This window comes from Arthrobacter sp. 754, assembly GCF_040548695.1.
In the GTDB taxonomy this organism is placed as follows: domain Bacteria; phylum Actinomycetota; class Actinomycetes; order Actinomycetales; family Micrococcaceae; genus Arthrobacter.
Genome location: NZ_JBEPSC010000004.1, coordinates 513754 through 533648 on the forward strand (window position 1 = coordinate 513754; position 19895 = coordinate 533648).

Consider the following 19895-nt stretch of genomic DNA (forward strand, 5'->3'; position numbering starts at 1 on the left):
TGAAAATCCGCGTTAAGTGCCAGAGCGTCCGGGAAAAACGTGCGGGAGATGAGAGAGCGTTGGACCCGGGTGCTGCTTGACGCGGACCTGTGATGACGCTTACAGTCGTCCTACGAGCTCGGACGTCCTACATCCGATAAACCTTCTGGAATGGCGAGGCCCTCATGAATGTAACCACCAAGAACCTGCCGCTGGTCAATGACGCCAGCCGCCGGAATTTCCTCAAGCTGACCGGTGCCATGGGCGCCGCGGCAGCATTTACCGCCTCCGTGGCGGCGTGCGGCAGCCCTGCAGCCACCACCACCAGCGGCGGCTCCGCCAACTCCGCTGCAATTAACAAGGACCTCACCATCGAAGCGGGCATCTCCTACGCCCTCTCCACCGGCTTCGACCCGCTCAGCTCCTCCGGCGCCACCCCGATGGCCGCCAACCTGCACATCTTCGAAGGACTCATCGAGCTCCACCCGGCCACCCGCGAGCCGTACAACGCACTGGCGGCGGCAGATCCCAAGAAGGTCAGCGACACCTCATACCAGGTGACCCTTCGCGACGGCGCCACGTTCCACAACGGCGCCCCCGTCACCACCGAAGACGTGGCCTTCTCCTTCACCCGCGTTATGGACCCCGCCAACAAATCGCTCTTCTCCCAGTTCATCCCGTTCATCCAGGACGTCAAGCCAGTGGATGCCAAAACGGTCGAGTTCACCCTTAAGTACGCCTTCCCGGGCTTCGGCCCGCGGATTTCCGTGGTGAAGATCGTCCCCAAGGCCCTCGCCACCGACCTGAAGGCCTTCGACGCAGCGCCTGTCGGCACCGGCCCCTACAAGCTCATCTCCGCCGTCAAGGACGACAAAATCGTCTTCGAGGCCTTCGCCGGATACAACGGACCCAAGCCGGCCCTGGCCAAGGGCATGACCTGGCTCCTGCTCTCCGACGCCGCAGCCCGCGTCACTGCCGTCCAGTCCGGCCGCGTCCAGGCGATCGAGGATGTCCCCTACCTGGATATCGATGGCCTGAAATCCAAGGTCAAGGTCGAATCCGTGCAGTCCTTCGGCCTGATGTTCCTCATGTTCAACTGCACCAAGGCGCCTTTCAACAACAAGCTGGTCCGCCAGGCCCTGCACTACGGCCTGGACAAGGACGCCATCATCAAGAAGGCCCTGTTCGGCAACGCCAAGCCCGCCAGCTCCTACTTCCAGGAAGGCCACCCGGACTACGTCAAGGCCAAGAACGTCTACGGCTACGACGCCAAGAAGGCCGAAGAGCTGCTGAAGGAAGCCGGCGTGACGAGCCTCGAGTTCGAGCTGCTCACCACGGACACCGCCTGGGTCAAGGATGTTGCCCCGCTGATCCTCGAGTCCTGGAACAAGCTCCCGGGCGTCAAGGTCACTGTGAAGAGCATCCAGTCCGGCGCCCTGTACACCGACCGCGTAGGTGCAGGTGACTACTCCGTGGTTGCCGCCCCGGGAGATCCCTCCGTCTTCGGCAACGACGCGGACCTGCTCCTGAGCTGGTTCTACTCGGGCGCCACCTGGATGGAGAAACGCGCCTACTGGACCGCCCCGGAACGCGCCAAACTGCAGGAACTCATGAACAAGGGCTCCCAGGCCGCCAAGGCAGACGCCAAGAAGATCACCGGCGAAATCGTCGACCTGATCTCCGAGGAACTCCCCCTCTACCCGATCTTCCACCGCCAACTGCCCAGCGCCTGGGACGACAAGAAGCTCAACGGCTTCAAGCCGCTGCCCACCACCGGCTTGTCCTTCATCGACGTCGGACGCACCGCCTAAGCACCCCCTTGCGTTGCGAGGCCTGCCCTGCGCCCCTGATCCCCGGGGAAGCACGCAGGGCAGGCACCGCAACACAGGATCTGCAGCACCTCAAACACACCGGAGAACACATTGGTCACGATATTGCGTCTGCTCGGCCGCAGACTCGCAGCACTGCCACTAATGATCCTGGGCATCACCCTGCTGGTCTTCCTCGTCCTGCAGGCAGCTCCCGGCGACCAGGCCAGCTCGGCCCTCGGTGACGGCGCCAGTGAAGAAGCCAAACAGCAGTACCGCCAGGAAAACGGCCTGAACGATCCGCTGATCGTGCAGTACTTCGGCTTCCTGGCCAAGCTCCTGCGTTTCGACCTCGGCGTCACCACCCCGCCGGCAAAGTCGGTGGCCTCCATGATCGGCTCGGCGTTCCCCCTGACGCTGCAGCTGACCTTCCTGGGCGTCCTGATCGCGATCGTCCTGTCCCTGGTCTTCGGCATCCTCGGCGCCCTCTACCGCGATAAATGGCAGGACCAGCTGGTCCGCGTCTTCTCGATCGCGGCGATCGCCACGCCGTCGTTCTGGCTGGGCATCCTGCTGATCCAGTGGTTCGCCCTCGGCGCCAGCCCGCTGTTCCCCTCCGGCGGAATCGCGACGCCGGAATCCGGCTTCGGCGGCTGGCTCAACTCCATGGCCCTCCCGGCCCTGGCGCTCGGCATCCCTGTTTCGGCGTCGCTGATCCGTGTGGTCCGCACCTCGATGGTGGAGGAACTGGACCGCGACTACGTCCGCACCGCCATCGGCAACGGTGTCCCCTACGGCGAAGTGGTCTCCAAGAACGTCCTCCGCAACGCCCTGGTCACTCCGGTGACCGTGCTGGGACTGCGCGTGGGCTACCTGCTGGGTGGCGCCGTCGTGATTGAAATGATCTTCGCCCTGCCCGGCATGGGCCAGCTGATCCTGAACGGCATCACCAACCTGGACATCAACCTGGTCCAGGGCGTGGTGCTCACCATCTCCGTCACCTTCGTTCTGGTGAACATCGTGGTGGACCTCCTCTACCTGCTCATCAACCCCCGAATCAGGACGGTATAGCTCATGCGCAGCAAGCTCGCAGACCGGCTGAGTGCGCCGGGCATCCGTTTCAAGGCGCTGCCCTGGGGCTCCCGCATCGCCCTTCTCTTCCTCATCATGATCGTCCTCGCGGCCGTCTTTGCGCCGGTCATCGCCCCGCATGACCCGCTGGAAACGTTCATCCCCGCCACCCCGCCGGGCGCCGAGCACTTCTTCGGCACCGACCGGCTGGGCCGCGACATCTTCTCCCGGCTGCTGTTCGGCGCCCAGTCCTCGCTGATGATCGGCCTCGGCGCCGTGATCCTGGCCATCCTCGTCGGTGCCCTGCTGGGGTCCCTCGCCGCCACGTCCAGCAAGGCCGTCAACGAAATCATCATGCGCCTGATGGACATCCTGATGGCGTTCCCCGGCATCGCCCTGGCAGCCGTCCTACTGGCAGCCTTCGGCAACTCCGTACCCACCATCATCATCGCGATCGCCATCATCTACACCCCGCAACTGGCCCGCGTGGTCCGCGCCAACGTGCTCTCGCAGTACGGCGAAGACTATGTCCGCGCCGAGCGTGTGATCGGTGCCGGCCGCTTCTACATCCTGCTCAAGCACATCGTCCGCAACACCGCAGCCCCCGTGCTGGTGTTCGCCACGGTCATGGTGGCCGACGCCATCATCCTCGAGGCCTCGCTGTCCTTCCTGGGCGCCGGGGTACAGGATCCCGCGCCGTCCTGGGGCAACGTCATCTCCTACGGCCGCAACCTGGTGCTGTCCGGCGGCTGGTGGGCCACCACTTTTGCCGGTGTGACCATCCTGCTGACGGTGCTGTCACTGAACATCCTGGCCGAGGGCCTCACCGACGCCATGGTGAACCCGAAGCTGCGCAAGGCAGTGAGCGTCAAGGACGACGACGGCTCGGCAGCTGTTGTTTCCGGCGCTGCGGTGGGTGCCGCCGCCGAACCTGTCGATACCCAGGTGGCGACGTCCGTAGCCCAGCCCTCCGTAGTGGAGGAGCACGAGCTCGACGGCGTCCGCGCCTCCTTTGGTGATGTCCTCACCGAAGAGCGCTACACCGAGGCAGACGTCCTCGCCGATCCGAAGCTTGCCGTAGCCAACCCGCACCTGCTCCTGGACAAGGAACTTGAACTGCTCTCAGCCATCGAGGCCACGCGCACCGACCGCCTCCCCCAGGTTCCGGCCGGCGCCCGGAACGTCCTTGAGGTGAAGAACCTGTCCATCCGATTCCCCGGCCGTTTCGGCGAGACCGCGATCGTGGACAACGTCTCCTTCACTGTCCGCGAAGGCGAAACCATGGGCCTGGTGGGTGAATCGGGCTGCGGAAAGTCCATCACCTCCCTGGCCGTTATGGGTTTGCTGCCCAAGACCGCCCAGGTCACCGGGTCCATCACATTCGACGGCAAGGAACTGCTGGATCCCGCCACCAAGCACAGCAGCATCAAGGCCTACGAAGGCCTGCGTGGCCAGCAGATCGCCATGGTCTACCAGGACGCGCTGAGCTCCCTGAACCCCTCCATGAAAATCAAGGACCAGCTGGAGCAGCTGACCAAGCGCGGCGGCCGCAAGACCCCCACCGAACTGCTGGAACTGGTCAGGCTTGACCCGGCCCGGACGCTCGCCAGCTACCCGCACGAGCTCTCCGGCGGCCAGCGCCAGCGCGTCCTGATCGCCATGGCCCTGTCCCGTTCGCCGAAGATCGTGGTGGCGGACGAGCCCACCACCGCCCTGGATGTCACCGTCCAGAAACAGGTGGTGGACCTGCTCAACGATCTCCGTGAACAGCTCGGCTTTGCCATGGTCTTCGTCAGCCACGACCTCGCCCTGGTAGCCTCCCTGGCCCACCGGATCACGGTCATGTACGCAGGCCAGGTAGTGGAATCCGCACAGGCGTCCGAACTCCTGCAGAACCCCAAACACGAATACACCCGCGGCCTGCTCGGTGCCGTCCTCTCCATCGAGGCCGACGCCGTCCGGCTGCACCAGATCCCCGGCACCGTCCCGTCCCCGCGCGACTTCGCCGCCGGTGACCGCTTCGCTCCGCGCTCTTTGCGGTCCGACGCCGATCCGGACCAGAAGCTGGTCCTGACATCCGTAAGCGCCGCCGGAGGCGGGGATGCCGACCACTACTGGGCAAGCCACCTGAAGGAGGATGCGAAATGAGCATTTCCACCGATAAGCCGGGCATCGAGCTCAAGGACGTCAAGGTCCATCACCACGCACGCGGCGGCGGGCTGTTCCGCCCCAACATCGTCAAAGCCGTGGACGGCGTCGACTTCACCATCAGCCGCGGCGAAACCGTGGGCATCGTAGGCGAGTCCGGCTGCGGCAAGTCCACGCTGGCTTCCGTGCTGGTGGGACTTCAGGTCCCGACGTCGGGCGAGGTCCTCTTCCACGGCAAGCCGGCCATCAAGCGGAACGCGGCGATGCGCAAGGAATTCGGGCGGTCGGTGTCCGTTGTGTTCCAGGACCCGGCCACCGCTCTGAACCCGCGGATGACCGTCCAGGACATCCTGACGGACCCGCTGCAGATCCACGGCATCGGAACCGCCGCTTCGCGGGCGGCCAAGGTCAAGGAACTGCTGGCCCTCGTGGGCCTCCCGCAGTCCGCGTCCGAGGTCACGCCGTCGCAGGTTTCCGGCGGCCAGCGCCAGCGTGTGGCGATCGCCCGCGCCCTGACCCTGGATCCGGACATCATTGTGGCGGACGAGCCGACGTCGGCCCTGGACGTTTCGGTGCGCGCGCAGGTTCTGAACCTGCTCTCGGACCTGAAGACCCAGCTGAACCTGGGCATGGTGTTCATCTCGCACGATATCCAGACCGTCCGCTACGTCTCGGACCGGATCTGCGTGATGTACTTCGGCAAGATCGTGGAGCAGGGCACCGCCGCGCAGGTCTTCGACAGCCCCACCAACGATTACACCAAGAAGCTCCTGGGCGCCGCCCCGAGCCTCCTGCACATCTAGCTTTCACTTCATCAGTTCCAACCAACGGAGAATCCACGTGCCTACCCAATTCCAGGGCGTCATCCCGCCTGTCGTCACCCCCCGCCATGCTGATGGCAGCATCGACACCGCGTCGCTGAAGAACGTCACCAAGCACCTGCTCGACGGCGGCGTGTCCGGACTGTTCGTCCTGGGCTCCTCAGGCGAGGTCCCCTACCTGACCAACGCCGAGCGTGAACTTGTGGTCAGCACCATCGCCGACGCCAACGCGGGCTCAGTGCCGCTGATCGTGGGCGCCAACGAGCAGACCACCAACCGCGTGATCGAGGAAGCCCGGAAGGTCATTGACCTCGGTGCCGACGCCATTGTGGTCACGTCCATGTATTACGCGATCGGCAACGTGGCGGAAACCGAAACCAGCTTCCGCGCCATCCACGCCGCCATCGACAAGCCGATCTTCGCCTACGACGTCCCCGTCCGCACCCACTTCAAGCTCCCCACCGACCTCCTGCTCCGGCTGGGCCGCGACGGTGTCATTGCCGGCGTGAAAGACTCCTCCGGAGACGACGTCTCCTTCCGCCAGCTGCTCCTGGCCGCCCGCGATATCCCCAACTTCGATATCTTCACCGGCCACGAAGTAGTGGTTGACGGCGCCCTCCTCGGCGGCGCCCAGGGCGTCGTCCCCGGGCTGGGCAACGTGGACCCGGCCGGCTACCGCCGCCTGTTCGACGCCGCCCAGGCCGGCGACTGGGCCGGAGCGGCCCGCGAACAGGACCGCCTGGCCGATCTCTTCGAGATCGTCTACACCCCCAACGGCCGTGTCTCCGGCGGCGCAGCAGGACTCGGCGCCTTCAAGACCGCCCTCCAGATCATGGGCATCATCGAATCCAACACCATGAGCGTGCCGATGCTCTCCCTCAACGACGACGAAACCAAGTCAATCCGCGGCATCCTGGAACGCAACGGGCTCGTTTAGTTAGCCGTGATTGGGGCGGTGCGGTAGCTGCGTTCCGCCGGCGCCCCTCCCACGATAAGAAGGACAGACATGATGTACGCGATCGGTGTTGACCTCGGCGGTACTAAGACTGCTGCCGGAGTTGTTTCGGCAGCGGGCGAGGTGTTGTTTTCGGAGACCATTCCGACGCTGAACCGGGATGGTGGCGGGGCGATTCTTGATGCTACTGCTGTGCTGGTTTCTTCGCTCGTTGCACGGGCTCGGGCTGAGGGCCTGGCAGTTGTGGGGGTTGGGGTTGGCTCTGCCGGGGTGATTGATGCCGGGCGCGGTGTTGTGGTGTCCGCAACTGATGCGATCCTCGGCTGGGCCGGGACCGAACTCACTGCGGGGCTGGCCCGCCGGCTGGGGCTGGCTCCGGAAGCTGTGCGCGCCGTCAACGACGTCCATGCGCATGCGCTCGGCGAGGCATGGACCGGTGCGGCCGCGCGAACGGCGAGTTCGCTTCTGGTCGCCTTCGGCACAGGCGTTGGCGGCAGTTTTGTCCTGGCCGGCCAGCCCGTCCTGGGCCATCGATACGGCGGCGGGCATGTGGGCCATTTCGCGTCGCCCTATGCCCAGCACGACGGCACCCCACTCCCCTGCGTCTGCGGCGGAGCCGGGCACGTTGAGGCCATAGCCTCCGGTCCGGCCCTCCGTGAGGCCTACCTGCGCCTGGGTGGCCGCACCCCGGCCCCGGACGCCCGCGCCGTCTTCACTCTGGCGGGGGCCGGTGACGCCCTTGCCATCCAGGCGGTGGGCCTCGGGGCCGCGGCTGCCGGGCAGGCCGTGGGCGGGCTCGCCAACATCCTGGACCCCGAAGTTGTGGTGGTAACAGGTGGACTCTCCGATGCCGGCGCCCCCTGGTGGCACCCGATGGAACGTGCCCTCCGCGCCGAGCTGCTGCCGACTTTGGCTGCCCTGCCGGTCATGCCCGCTAAACTCGGCAACGCGGCTGCCATCGTGGGCGCGGCAAGCCTGATCCTCACCACCAGCCCTACGCCCCAAAGGAACCTCCCGTGATCCTGACCCCCGAAGCCCTCGAAGCCCTGCGCGGCCGGCTGATCGTGTCCTGCCAGGCGTACCCGGGCGAGCCCATGCGGGACCCGCGCACCACAGGCCAGGTGGCGGCGTCGGCCGTTATCGGCGGGGCGGCGGCCATCCGCGTCCAGGGTCTGGCCGACGTGCAGTCCACGCGCACCGCCGTCGAGGTCCCGGTGATCGGGCTCTGGAAGGACGGGCACGACGGCGTCTTCATCACCCCCACGCTGCGGCACGCCCTGGCCGTGGCCAACGCCGGCGCGCACGTTGTGGCACTGGACGGCACGCGGCGCACGCGCCCGGACGGGCTGACCCTGGCCCGGACCGTCGCCGGAATCCACGCGGACTCACATGCGCTGGTGATGGCGGATTGCGGTTCGTTCGAGGACGCCGCCGCCGCTGTCGAGGCCGGCGCGGACCTGATCGGCACCACCCTGTCCGGGTACTCCGGCGAGCGCCCCAAGACGGATGGCCCGGACCTCGAACTGCTCGAACAGATTGCCGCCGCCGGGTTCGGGGTGCCGCTGATCGCCGAGGGCCGGATCCACTCACCCAGCCAGGCAAAACAGGCGCTCGACGCCGGCGCGTTCGCCGTCGTCGTCGGGACGGCGATCACCCACCCGGCCACCATCACCGGCTGGTTCGCTGAGGCCCTGAAGTGATCCCCGCCGCGGACGGCACCGGGGCCGGCTACCTCCTGGCCGGCACTGTCCTCACAGACGGCATGGCCATGGACAACGCCGTGGTGGCCGTCGCCGAAGGCCGCATCGCCTATGTTGGTCCGCGCGCGGGAATGGACGCTTCGTCGCTGCCGGGTTTCGAGGAGCTCGAAGTACCGCCGGGCAGCATGATCCTGCCCGGCCTGGTGGATCTGCACTGCCATGGCGCGGCGGGCGGCGATTTCCCCACCGGTAACGCCGATTCCGCCCGGGCCACTGTCGATTTCCTGCACCGCAGCGGCACCACCACCCTTCTGGCCAGCCTGGTGACGGCCTCCCGTGAGGATCTGCTCCGGGCCATCGGCGCCCTCACACCGCTCGCCGAGGAAGGGCTCATAGCGGGCATCCACTCGGAGGGCCCGTTCCTCTCCCACGCCCGCTGCGGCGCCCAGGATCCCCGGTTCCTGCGCGACCCTGATGTGTTTTTCCTGAGGGAACTGATCGAGGCGGCCCTCGGCCACCTGAAGACCATGACCTACGCCCCCGAACTTCCCGGGGCTGACGCCTTGGTGCGGGTGCTCGCCGAGCATGGCGTCACCCCGTCGCTGGGCCACACGGACGCGGACGCACGGACGACGGCGGCCTCGCTCACCCAGGCGGCGCGGCTGCTGGCGGGCTCCGGGCAGCCGGGGGTCTCGCGCCCCACCGTCACGCACCTTTTCAACGGCATGCCGCCGCTTCACCACCGCAGCCCTGGACCAGTCGCAGCCTGCCTCCGGCTGGCCCGCGCGGGGACAGCCACCGTCGAGCTCATTGCCGACGGCGTGCACCTGGATCACGAGACCGTCCGGATGGTCTTCGAACTGGTGGGAGCCGAGAACGTCGTCCTGGTGACTGACTCGATGGCTGCCACCGGGCTGCCCGACGGCGACTACGAACTTGGACCGTCCGCCGTCACTGTCAGTGGCGGCGAGGCACGGCTGCGGAGCAATGGTTCGCTTGCGGGCGGGACGGCCACGCTGCTGGACGTTGTGCGGCGGGCCGTCGATGCCGGCGTATGGACGGCGGCCGCCGTCCAGTCCGCCACGGCGGTTCCGGCCCGGATCCTTGGTCTCCAACAGGAACTGGGGAGCCTCCGTGCGGGACTGAGTGCCGACGTCGTGGTGGTGGACCGGAACTTCGAGCGCACTTTGGTGATGCGGGCCGGGAAGGTGCTGGTCCATCCCGGCCTCGGACTTTAGACGCCGCGCCTCCGACGCCGGGGGAATGCACCCATAATCATTGCCGGCTCGGCCACTGGTCGATTAGCCATCGGACCCTATGCCGTGGCTACTGCGCCGGACACCCGCACGGTGACCTGCCCGCGCCCCTCATCCAGCTGCGCGGCGGCGGCTTCGTCGGCCACCACTGTCACGTGCGGATGAAGCTGCAGGACCGACGCCGGACAGTCGGCCGTGACAGGCCCGTGCAGGGCGGCAGCGAGGATGCCTGCCTTGTCCGGCCCGTTGACCACCAGCAGCAGGTGCCGGGCTTCAAGGATGGTGCCCAGGCCCTGGGTGATGCAGCGGAGCGGCACCTCTTCCGGCGAGCTGAAATAGCGGGCGTTGGCCTCACGTGTGCGTTCGGTGAGAACCTCCACCCGCGTCCGAGAGTCCAGGGCCGAGCCGGGCTCGTTGAACGCCAGGTGCCCGTTGTGGCCGATCCCGAGGATCTGCACGTCGACGCCGCCAACAGCGGCAATCGCTGCGTCGTAGCCGGCGGCGGCTGCCTCGGGATCGGCTGCGGCTCCGTCCGGCACACTCACGTTGGCAGGGTCAAGGTGGAGCCGTTCGGTCACTTCGCGCCGGACCACCTCGGCGTAGCTCTCGGGATGCCCGGCGGGCAGGCCCACGTACTCGTCCAGGGCGAAGGCCCGGAGGGAGGACATGTCCAGCCGGTGGTCCGCGAGCGCCGCGTAAATGGGCAGCGGCGATCCGCCGGTGGCTACGCCCAGGACGGCGTCCGGCTTGCTGCGGATGACGGCGGCCAGGATTCCGGCGGCAACGGAGCCGGTGGCTGAGGCGGTAGGCACAACGAAAATTTCCACGTCAAAGGCACTCTCTACAAAGGGGGTGGCAGGTGTCATGACACCCGGGCGTCAGGGAGCCGGGTGTCGGTGTAAGGGCAAGGGCGTAAAAGGTGGAGGCAGGTGCCGGCTAAGCGGCCGCGACGTCTTTAAGCTTCAGCCGGATCCCGTCGAAGTGCCGCTGCAGGCGTTCGGAGGCGAGGGCCTTGTCCTTGTTGGCCACGGCCTCAAAGATGTCCCAGTGGTCCTGCGTCTGCTGCTCCAGATTCACCGGGCCGGTACCGAGGGCCAGATGGATCTTGCGGTAAACCTGCCAGAAGACATCCATCAGGTTGATCAGCAGCTCGTTGTTCAGGGGCGCATACAGCCTGCGGTGGAACTCGGCGTCGTGCTCGTAGAGGGGCTCGTCGTTGCGGGCCGCGGCCTCCATGGCCTCCATGGTGGTGCGCAGGTCAGCAAGGTGCTCGTCGGTGAGCAGGTCAATGGCCGATCCGATCAGCCCGGATTCGAGGGCCTGCCGGACATCGATGAGTTCCATCGCTTCCTCGCCCTTGTGGCGGAGGGACAGCCGGCCGCGGAAGGTCAGGCCGGAGACCAGCGCGCTGAAGTTGTTGGGCGCCACGAACATGCCAAAGCCGTGCCGGATCTCGATGACCCCCAGGGCCTGCAGCACTTTCAGGGACTCGCGGACGGTGTTGCGTCCCACGCCCAGTTCGGCCGACAGTTCGCTTTCAGTGGGAAGCGCGTCCCCAACGTCCAGCCCCCGGTCCAGAATCAGGTCCATGATCCGTGTCTGCAGGGCATGCGAACGGAGCTGCGCACTGAAACGTGCGGGCGATACTTCTTGCGATGCGATGGCCACGTGGGTCTCCTCCTTGCCGCGCTCAGGGTTCGCGACTCGTTACCTCTCAAGAGTACAGGAGATGGGACGTCCAATGTCCAGAACGATCAAACCAATTTTGAACAATCCTCACCCCGCGACCGAATCTAATCCAGCAGGGACCGGACCAGCTCCCGGCACGTCCGGTAGGCACGCATTTTCGGATCAATGAGGGCGTAGTGGTCGCCGGGGACCATGACTAACTTCGCACTCATCCGGGCGGCCGCAGCAGCGTTGACGTACGACCGGGACTGCCCCACTGGAACGGTGGTGTCATCGGACCCATGCACCGCATAAACCGGCACCGGCAGCGGAAGGGCCGTCATGGGGTCCGCGTATTTGTAGCGGAGCGGATATTTCGACGACGACCCGCCCAGCAGGTTGCTCACCGCACCGTTGCTGAGGTTCAGCTTCTCTGCCCCCGCCAGGTCCAGCAGGCCCGACTGGCTGACCACGCCGGTCAGGTGCACGGCCGAGCCATCCGATTTCCGCAGGAGCTGGCGGTCAACGTCAGGCATTCCCAGCTGGGCGAGTTTGCCCCTGCCGGCCGCCCAGGCGGCCAGATGCCCGCCTGCCGAATGGCCCAGGGCAACCACCGGGCCAAGGTTCAAAGCGTGTTCGGCCGCGAGGTCGCCGAGTTTGTCGATGCCCGCAAGAACGTCCGCGAAAGTGTTCGGCCAGCCACCCCCGTTTCCGGCCCGGCGGTATTCAAGGTTCCAGGCAGCCATGCCGTGGGCGGCAAGGTCCTTGGCAAGCGGCTCCCCCAACTCTGCCCCGTACTGCGAGCGCCAATAGCCGCCATGGATAACCACCACGACACCACGGTGCTCACCGCCGTCGGGCTGGTCAGGGAGGAAGAGCTCCCCCCATTGGCTTGCATCCTCGCCGTACTGGTACTTGTGCCGCTTCACCGCATCCCCCTTGGCGCCGCCACCGGCGGTGCCGTCCGGCCCGGCGCCGGGCGTACACGCGGCGCCGAGAGTTCCAACGGCTGCCGCGGCAACCGCGCCAACCAGCGTGCGGAAGACAAACGTCCGACGCCGCAGATCAGCCATGTGCCGAGCCTACAGCGTGCTCTGTGGCGAAGGTTGCAGACACTTTCCCAAGCACGACGGGATCGTCCCGGCTTTAGATCGGGCTTAGGGCAGGCAACCGTTCATCAATCTCCTACGGAACCCCCGCGGGGTGACCAGGTAGGCGTAATGTCAGTAGTAGGAGATTTCGGGAACATATAGGTGGCATACAGGTCCGGGGTTGAATATTCGGGCCGTGCGCGCATAGAGCGCCCAGCCGCCAGCCGGGGTCGTTTCGAACCCCGGCGCTGCATGGAATTGAGGCCGTATGGCCGACCACGATGCTCTCCCCACTGCCGAGCAGCTTCAGGACCTTCTCCTCGAGAGCCCGGGTTTCACGGAATTCCTGTTGGAACTGACGGCCATTTCCGCATCTCTGCTGGGCGGCGAAACGCCCCTGCTGTGCGCCATCACTGTTGAGAGGGATGAGGGTCCGTCGACAGTGGCCAGCAGCAGCGAGGAGGCCCGGGGACTGGACGAACGGCAGTACGCGTTCGATGACGGTCCCTGCCTGACCGCCCTCCGGCAGCAGCACACGGTCCTGATCTCCGACCTCCAGTCTGACGAGCAATGGGACTGGTACGCGCGGGCGGTTGCCGACGAAGGAATCCGGACCGTTCTCGCAGTCCCCATCGAGACCGACAACGGTTCGCGTTCAGCCCTTAACTGTTACTCCACCCGCGCCGGCACCTTTGACCCGGAAACGGTGGCCGCCGTTGAAGAGCATGCAGCATCGCTGTCAAGGATTCTTCGCCTGGCGATTCGTGTGCATCCTTCGGAGGCCTACCCAGAGCATTTGCGGTCGGCCCTGCAGTCCCGTGCGATCGTGGACGCGGCAGTGTCCCTGATCATGGTGCACAACCGCTGCGGACGCGAAGATGCCGTTAAGCTCCTGCACCTTGCCTCCCGCAGCAGCAACCGCCGCCTGCACGATATCGCCAAGGACATTCTCCAGCGCGCGTCGGACATACCGGTGATAACCCCGGATGGGGAGAGGTAAGCAAAAGGGCAGGAAATGAATGACAACGGCAGCCTTGGAGTTCAGCAGCCCGGCGACGAAGCGGACCCGCGCTGCTTCGCCGCCAGACGCTACCGGAATGGGAACATCAATCTGACGGGATTGTGGACCTATTATTGCGGCATTGGCGGAAACGCCGATGAGCTGGCGCTGGACGCCTGTCTGCACGAGATAATGGAATTGCCTCCGCTGCAGATGGACCTGATCCACGCCGCCATCGAGGAGATCACGGCGGACGGACCGTGAAGGGGCTGCCATGTCGGACAACGTAGGAATCCGCGAAATACCCGCCGACGGCTTTGAGCCCACCGGAACAGGATTGCAGGACTTCGTGCTCCTCCTCCAGGACCTCGTCCTGGAAAGCTCTGACGTGAGAAATTTCCTGACAGAAATGGCAACGACTATCGCCGGGCAGCTCTCGCGGGAGGGGAACCGCATGTCCTGTGGGATGACGGTGGTCCGGCACAAGAGGCCGGTTGCTGTGGCAAGCAGCGACGCCCTGGCGCAAAGCCTGGATGAACTCCAAAACAGCTTCGGCGACGGCCCCTGCCTGACAGCCCTCCGGTCGGGGACCGTGGTCTCCGTACCGGACACGTACTCGGACGGCCGCTGGCCCAAATACCTCCGCGCTGCCGGGGCAGCGAGCATCGGCTCCGTCCTGGCAGTTCCGATGCGCCTACAAAATCAAGCGCAGGCCGTGGTCAATCTCTACTCACCCGCAGCGCACGGCTTCACGCGCCAGGACATGGATGAGGCCGAAAACCTCACCGGCATCTCAGCCAAAGCCCTGGACCTTGCCCTGAACATTGCACACCTGCGTGACGCCCGGGACGACCTCACGGCCGCGCTGAAGTCCCGCACCGTTATTGACACGGCCATCGGCGCCATCATGGCGCAGAACCGGTGCAGCCGTGACGCGGCATTCCAGATCCTGGTCACGACCTCCAGCAACCGGAACGTCAAGCTAAGGGAAGTGGCCACAGCAATAATTTCCTCCATCGCCGGCGAGGAGGAAATTCCGACCACTTACGATGAATAGCGCCATGCACCGGAATTCGTGCCCGGCGGAGTAGCAGTGCAACACAAAGCGATAGTCTTTATTCGGAGTAAATGAACGGTCGATACCGGGTGAAACGGCCCCCGGGGACGGGTCGCGCGGAAATGGCCGGAGGCAAACACATGATCAGGAAGTATCCCTTGGATGAGCTTTCCTCTGTCATTGGCAGGATCATGGGGCTGCTTCTGACCGAGGAAAAAGTGGACCACGCCGTCCAGCTCCTGTCCCGCGCCGTCAAGGAATCAATTCCGGGAACCCTTGGCGCGGGCGTCTCCATCCTCGATTCCCAGGCTCGGCCGGTCAGCTCCGGCTTCACGGACGCAATTGTGGAACGGGCGGACGCCCTCCAGTATCAGCTGGGGCAAGGGCCCTGTCTCACTGCCTGGGCTACCCAGGAAAGCGTGCTGGTCAACGACGTCGCCGCAGACCCCCGCTGGCCCGGCTGGAGCTCCGCCGTCCGCGAGCTCTCCATCCGATCGGTGATCAGTGCGCCCCTGATCACCGACGGGCAGGGTATCGGCGCCATGAAGATCTACGCTGGAGGCCCAGGGGCCTTTGAGGAATCAACCGCGGCCCTCATGGAGCTGTTTGCCTCACCGGCAGCAACCCTCCTCTCGCACATCCAAACCGCGGAAATCCCGGAACGCATCAGCGAAAGCCTGCAGGCCGCCCTCTACAGCAGGGATCTGATCAACCGGGCGTGCGGCGTGCTCATGGAACGCCACACACTGACGCAGGACGAAGCGCTCAGGCTCCTGATGCGGGAAGCCCGGATCACCCGCAGCACACTCAGGGAGGTAAGCGCCGCGATCCTGGCAGGCGTCACATCCGCCGCCACGGACAGAGGCAGAAGTGATGGGTTTCGATAGCAGCGAACCCGAGCAACGCAGCAGGCTCCGGTCAGCGTTGTCAGCAGCACAGATCAGCACGGGCGATCTGTGGCTGTACTACTTCGGCATCGGCGGATCGGTGGGCGAGTATGAGGTTGAGGCGTATCTCCAGGGGCTGCTGTCCCTCCCCGAGTTGCAGCGGGACCTGCTGGCCATGGCCGCCAACGAGCTGTTCTCAGGCCAGCCGGGCCACCGCGCACCCTACTCCGACGAGTTCGGCGCTGATGATCCACCCGCCGATCCCGCTGGCCCGGAGGATACCGCCTGACGCCTTTCAGTGTTTGGGGCGGCTTCCATCGTTCCCTGAGGCTGTTTAGCGTTCGCCGCGGCGGGTCCCCGGCGCGTGGCCGCCAAGGCGCGCGGTGACTTTGTCCGCAGCTGCGGCACACGATTCGCCAAGGCTTTGCAGGCGCTCCTGGGAGACCCGGAACCGTGGGGCCGGGATGAGGACGGCAGCAACGACGTCGCCGCGGTGGTCGTAGACCGGGGCAGCAACACCCACCTCGTCAAGGGAGGATTCCCCGTAGTTGATGGCCCACCCGCGGCTGGAATCCTCCTTCAGGCGGACCAGGTAGTCCTCGAGGCTCGACTCGTCCAGGCCGGGGTAGGCGATCGCTCCGCTGAGCAGGAGGGAACGCACCCGCTCTTCCGGCTCCTTGGCCAGGAACACCTGGACGGAGGAGCTCAGCGCATCGTTGTACCGTGCCCCCAATGGTGCGGTGTGCTTGATCTGGTGCCGGCTGGCAATCTGCTCCACGCAGATGGACTCGTTGCCCTCCCACATCATGAGCGCGCTGGTTTCTCCGGTCCGCTCCGTGAGCTCGCGCAGGACAGGGTAGGCAACGCGGCGCTCCTCCAGCTCGGCCAGGAGGGGACCAGCGACGGCGATCAGCCCCAGGCCCAGGCGGAAGCGGCGCGTGTCCGGATCCCGTTCCACCAGGCCTTCCTGTTCGAAGGTTGCCAGTATCCGGGAGACGGTGCTCTTGTGCAGGCCCACCCGGTTGGCGATCTCGGTGACCCCCAGTAACGGTTCGTCCGCCGTGAAGGAGCGCAGGACCGCGATGGCGTTGACGATGACGGAGGCGCCTTTGGTGTCGCCCTTGCCATTCGTGCCGCTGCCATTCATGTCACTGCTGTTCATGTCACTGCCGTTGGTATCGCCGTCGTTCGTATCACTGGAGTCTGGTGTGGTCATGGTGCTCACTATCATTCCGCATTCTCAGTCGAAAGCTTGTCAGCCGAAAGCGGCGCCGCACTGGGTGCGGCGCCGCCGGCAGGCTCTCGCCCAGGGTCACCTTAACCCCAACGCGGGGTCACTTTTGGCCCTCAAAACGCCCGAGATTGGGCCGGGAGTGACCCCGCGTTGCTAGGTTGGGTCGCCGGTCAGGCTCCGATGATGTTGTATTCCGGGCCGAAGGGGAACTTGGTGATGTTCTCCGCGCCGTCCTCGCCAACCACCAGGATGTCGTGTTCGCGGTAGCCGCCGGCGCCCGGCTGGCCGTCCATGACGGTGATCATCGGTTCCATGGAGACCACCATGCCGGGCTCCAGGACGGTGTCGATGTCCTCGCGGAGCTCAAGCCCGGCTTCCCGGCCGTAGTAGTGGCTCAGGACGCCGAAGGAGTGTCCGTAGCCGAACGTCCGGTTGGCGAGCAGCCCGTAGCCGACGTAAATCTCGTTGAGCTCGGCTGCGATGTCCTTGCAGACCGCACCGGGCTTGATGAGTTCCAGGCCACGCTTGTGCACCTCAACGTTGATGTTCCACAGCTCCAGGGAGCGGGCGTCCGGTTCGCCGTAGAACAGGGTGCGTTCCAGGGCGGTGTAGTAGCCGGAGGTCATGGGGAAGCAGTTCAGGGACAGGATGTCGTGTTCCTGGATCTTGCGGGTGGTGGCCCAGTTGTGGGCGCCGTCAGTGTTGATGCCGGACTGGAACCACACCCAGGTGTCGCGGATTTCGGAGTTCGGGAAGGTCCGTGCGATCTCGTGGACCATGGCCTCGGTGCCGATCAGGGCCACCTCGTACTCGGTGATCCCGGCGGTGATGGCGTTACGGATGGCTTCGCCGCCCAGGTCACCGATCCGTGCGCCGTGCTTGATGACCTCGATCTCCTCGGCGGACTTGATCATGCGCTGGCGCATGGCGGCCTGGGCCACGTCCACGAGGGTGGCTGACTGGAACGCTGCCTGGATCTTGTTGCGGTTGTCCAGCGGAAGCGAGTCATCCTCGACGCCGAGGCGGCGCGGGTTTATGCCGCGGGTGCGCAGGACTTCCTGGATCGCGAAGATGTAGTTGTCGCGGCGCCAGTCCGTGTAGATGATGTTGTCGCCGTAGCTGCGGCGCCAGGGCATCCCGGCGTCGATGTTGGCGGTGACGGTGACGTTGTCGTCCTTGGTGACCACCATGGCGTACGGACGGCCGAAGGTGGTGAAAAGGAAGTCGGAGTAGTACTTGATGGAGTGGTAGCTGGTCAGGACGACGGCGTCGAGTTCCTTCTCAGCCATGATGCGGCGGAGGCCGGCGAGGCGCCGCTCAAATTCGGTGTCTGAGAACGTGAGGCTGACTTTCTCGCCGTTCTTCAGGAACTTGACCCGCTCCAGTTCGGCGACGGACGTTGCGTTCTCGGATGTTGTGGTGGTCATTGTGGTGGTGCCTTTCTTTAGAGCAATTACTTGAGGAGGAAAGTAGGGAAGATTGTGGGCTATTCGTGGCGCAGCGGTTCTTTGCAGGTCTCCCTGGAAAGCGCGACGGCGATCAGGGAGATGATTGCCGCGCCCACCAGGTACCAGGCCGGCGCCAGATCGTTGGCGGTAGCGGCGATCAGGAGCGTGGCCATGAACGGGGCGGTGCCGCCGAACAGCGCGTTGGAGAAGTTGAAGCTGACCGCGAAGCCGCTGTAGCGGACCCGGGTGGGGAACATTTCGGCCAGGAAGCTGGGGAGCGTCCCGTCGTTGAGGGTGAGCATGGCGCCCAGCAGGATCTGGACCAGGACGATGACCAGGAAGTTGCCGGTCCCCAGCAACGCGAACGCGGGCACCGTCAGCACGATGAACGTGATGGAGGCGCTGATCAGCACCTTCTTGCGGCCGTACCGGTCCGAGAGCATACCGGTGAGGAAGATGAACCCGATGTACGTCAGCAACGCGATGGTGGTGGCCAGGAATGATTCCGTTTCGCCCAGCCCCAGCTCGGAGGACAGGTAAGTGGGCATGTAGCTGAGGATCACGTAGAACCCGACGGCGTTGAGCAGCACGGCGCCAACGGCAAGCAGCAGTTGCCGCCAGTGGTTCTTGAAAAGGCTGGATACCGGAGCCTTGACGGCCTGGTCCTCCTTCGCCAACTCGCGGAACACCGGGGTGTCTTCGAGCTTGGTCCGGATGTACCGGCCGATCAGTCCCATCGGGGCTGCCAGCAGGAACGGCAGGCGCCAACCCCAGCTGTGCATGGCGTCGGACGTCAGCAGGACGGTCAGCAGGCCCGCGATCAGGGAGCCGAGGAGCAGCCCCGCAGCGGTGCTGGCCGGAACCACCGCGGCGTACAGGCCGCGCTTGTTGCCCGGTGCGTACTCCACGAGGAAGGCCGAGGCTCCGGCATATTCGCCGGAGGCCGAGAAGCCCTGGACAACCCTGATGATCAGCAGCAGGACCGGAGCCCAGATACCGATCGTGTCGTAGCCCGGGATGAGTGCGATGCAGAACGTCGCTCCGGACATGATCAGGATGGACAGCGACAGAGCCGTCCGCCGGCCCACCCTGTCACCAATGTGGCCCCAGACGAACCCGCCGAGCGGGCGGACCAGGAACGAAATGGCGAACAGGGCGAAGGTCAGCAGAAGCCCGGTCTGGGGATCTGATTCGGGGAAAAAGACTGTGGCGATGGTGACGGCCAGGTAGCCGTAGACGGCGTAATCAAACCATTCAACGAAGTTGCCGATGAAGCTTGCCGCGATGACCCTGCGGCGGGTTTCCTTGCTGACACCGTTGTCAGGCTCATAATTCTGGCCGCTCATGGTGCTGCGGCCGGTCCGGACGCCGGCATGGGTGCCATGCGGTTCCGGGACGGGTCGTCCCGCCAGAGCGGGAGAAGAAGTTTCGTTACTCATGTATCCACCAAGTTGTGTTGGGGTTGCAATCAGCGCAACGCTGTTGCATCAGACTAGGTGGTGAGCTGCGCCACAGTCAATACCACTCTTTGATTTTCGTCCTAGATCGCAGACAAGCTCAGCAGGGGCACAGGCCGCGCGCTTGCGGACGCCCGGTGGCCGGCACGCCACGGTAGGGGCATGCCTGGCGGATCATGAGAAGTTGCGTCAGGAGTAACCGTGTTGCATGGAGTCAACAGCAGAGTCCACTTCGCCGTGAGGCGGCAGGCGTAGTACTTCCAGGTTCTATTGACTCGCCCTCCCTCGGCTGAGATATTTCGAGTACGCGCTATA

The 19895-nt window shown here is 65.4% G+C and carries 19 protein-coding genes; 13 read left to right on the forward strand and 6 right to left on the reverse strand.

Features of this window, described 5'->3' with window-relative positions:
- The first annotated feature begins 164 nt into the window (after positions 1-164).
- The 8 genes from ABIA70_RS14585 (at position 165) to nagA (ending at position 9720) form a co-directional block, all read left to right on the forward strand.
- On the forward strand, positions 165-1790 hold the full coding sequence (locus tag ABIA70_RS14585; protein ID WP_354148264.1) for an ABC transporter substrate-binding protein: 1626 nt from the start codon (positions 165-167) through the stop codon (positions 1788-1790).
- A gap of 111 nt (positions 1791-1901) precedes the next feature.
- Entirely contained in the window at positions 1902-2858 is a 957-nt protein-coding gene (locus ABIA70_RS14590; protein ID WP_108598073.1) for an ABC transporter permease, read from the forward strand.
- A 3-nt stretch (positions 2859-2861) separates the two neighbouring features.
- Positions 2862-5006 carry a dipeptide/oligopeptide/nickel ABC transporter permease/ATP-binding protein gene (locus ABIA70_RS14595; protein WP_354148265.1) on the forward strand — a complete coding sequence of 715 codons (2145 nt, stop codon included), beginning with the start codon at positions 2862-2864 and terminating at the stop codon, positions 5004-5006.
- Positions 5003-5809 carry an ATP-binding cassette domain-containing protein gene (locus ABIA70_RS14600; protein WP_354148266.1) on the forward strand — a complete coding sequence of 269 codons (807 nt, stop codon included), beginning with the start codon at positions 5003-5005 and terminating at the stop codon, positions 5807-5809. The genes ABIA70_RS14595 and ABIA70_RS14600 overlap by 4 nt, the downstream gene beginning before the upstream one ends.
- Positions 5810-5846: 37 nt before the next feature.
- Complete coding sequence (locus ABIA70_RS14605; RefSeq protein ID WP_354148267.1) at positions 5847-6764, forward strand: dihydrodipicolinate synthase family protein; 918 nt, start codon at positions 5847-5849, stop codon at positions 6762-6764.
- A 69-nt stretch (positions 6765-6833) separates the two neighbouring features.
- Entirely contained in the window at positions 6834-7802 is a 969-nt protein-coding gene (locus tag ABIA70_RS14610; protein ID WP_354148268.1) for an ROK family protein, read from the forward strand.
- Positions 7799-8482: an N-acetylmannosamine-6-phosphate 2-epimerase gene (locus tag ABIA70_RS14615; RefSeq protein ID WP_354148269.1), complete on the forward strand. Its 684-nt coding sequence runs from the start codon at positions 7799-7801 to the stop codon at positions 8480-8482. The genes ABIA70_RS14610 and ABIA70_RS14615 overlap by 4 nt, the downstream gene beginning before the upstream one ends.
- On the forward strand, positions 8479-9720 hold the full coding sequence (nagA, locus tag ABIA70_RS14620) for an N-acetylglucosamine-6-phosphate deacetylase (protein WP_354148270.1): 1242 nt from the start codon (positions 8479-8481) through the stop codon (positions 9718-9720). Before ABIA70_RS14615 ends, nagA begins: the two co-directional genes overlap by 4 nt.
- A gap of 77 nt (positions 9721-9797) precedes the next feature.
- Here nagA and ABIA70_RS14625 read toward each other — a convergent pair whose 3' ends face one another.
- The 3 genes from ABIA70_RS14625 to ABIA70_RS14635 all read right to left on the reverse strand — a co-directional run bounded on the left by ABIA70_RS14625 (position 9798) and on the right by ABIA70_RS14635 (position 12335).
- Positions 9798-10565: a glucosamine-6-phosphate deaminase gene (locus ABIA70_RS14625; RefSeq protein WP_354148271.1), complete on the reverse strand. Its 768-nt coding sequence runs from the start codon at positions 10563-10565 to the stop codon at positions 9798-9800.
- A gap of 109 nt (positions 10566-10674) precedes the next feature.
- Positions 10675-11400, reverse strand: coding sequence for a FadR/GntR family transcriptional regulator (locus tag ABIA70_RS14630; protein WP_439436518.1), 726 nt, complete (start codon positions 11398-11400; stop codon positions 10675-10677).
- Positions 11401-11531: 131 nt separating this feature from the next.
- Positions 11532-12335, reverse strand: coding sequence for an alpha/beta hydrolase (locus ABIA70_RS14635; RefSeq protein WP_354148327.1), 804 nt, complete (start codon positions 12333-12335; stop codon positions 11532-11534).
- A 430-nt stretch (positions 12336-12765) separates the two neighbouring features.
- Between ABIA70_RS14635 and ABIA70_RS14640 the strand changes: the two genes are divergently transcribed.
- The 5 genes from ABIA70_RS14640 (at position 12766) to ABIA70_RS14660 (ending at position 15730) form a co-directional block, all read left to right on the forward strand.
- Complete coding sequence (locus tag ABIA70_RS14640; protein WP_354148273.1) at positions 12766-13497, forward strand: GAF and ANTAR domain-containing protein; 732 nt, start codon at positions 12766-12768, stop codon at positions 13495-13497.
- A 15-nt stretch (positions 13498-13512) separates the two neighbouring features.
- Positions 13513-13761 carry a hypothetical protein gene (locus ABIA70_RS14645; RefSeq protein WP_354148274.1) on the forward strand — a complete coding sequence of 83 codons (249 nt, stop codon included), beginning with the start codon at positions 13513-13515 and terminating at the stop codon, positions 13759-13761.
- Between the two features lie 10 nt (positions 13762-13771).
- Complete coding sequence (locus ABIA70_RS14650) at positions 13772-14554, forward strand: GAF and ANTAR domain-containing protein (RefSeq protein ID WP_354148275.1); 783 nt, start codon at positions 13772-13774, stop codon at positions 14552-14554.
- Between the two features lie 140 nt (positions 14555-14694).
- Positions 14695-15441: a GAF and ANTAR domain-containing protein gene (locus ABIA70_RS14655; RefSeq protein WP_354148276.1), complete on the forward strand. Its 747-nt coding sequence runs from the start codon at positions 14695-14697 to the stop codon at positions 15439-15441.
- Positions 15428-15730 carry a hypothetical protein gene (locus ABIA70_RS14660; protein WP_354148277.1) on the forward strand — a complete coding sequence of 101 codons (303 nt, stop codon included), beginning with the start codon at positions 15428-15430 and terminating at the stop codon, positions 15728-15730. Before ABIA70_RS14655 ends, ABIA70_RS14660 begins: the two co-directional genes overlap by 14 nt.
- Before the next feature lie 45 nt (positions 15731-15775).
- On the opposite strand, the gene ABIA70_RS14665 is transcribed toward ABIA70_RS14660, so the two are convergent.
- From ABIA70_RS14665 to ABIA70_RS14675, 3 genes are all read right to left on the reverse strand, one after another.
- Positions 15776-16603 (reverse strand): IclR family transcriptional regulator, encoded by an 828-nt coding sequence (locus ABIA70_RS14665; protein ID WP_354148328.1) that lies wholly within the window; start codon positions 16601-16603, stop codon positions 15776-15778.
- A 242-nt stretch (positions 16604-16845) separates the two neighbouring features.
- On the reverse strand, positions 16846-18102 hold the full coding sequence (locus ABIA70_RS14670; protein WP_354148278.1) for an aminopeptidase P family protein: 1257 nt from the start codon (positions 18100-18102) through the stop codon (positions 16846-16848).
- Positions 18103-18161: 59 nt separating this feature from the next.
- Positions 18162-19562, reverse strand: coding sequence for an MFS transporter (locus ABIA70_RS14675; protein ID WP_502917209.1), 1401 nt, complete (start codon positions 19560-19562; stop codon positions 18162-18164).
- Between the last annotated feature and the right edge of the window lie 333 nt (positions 19563-19895).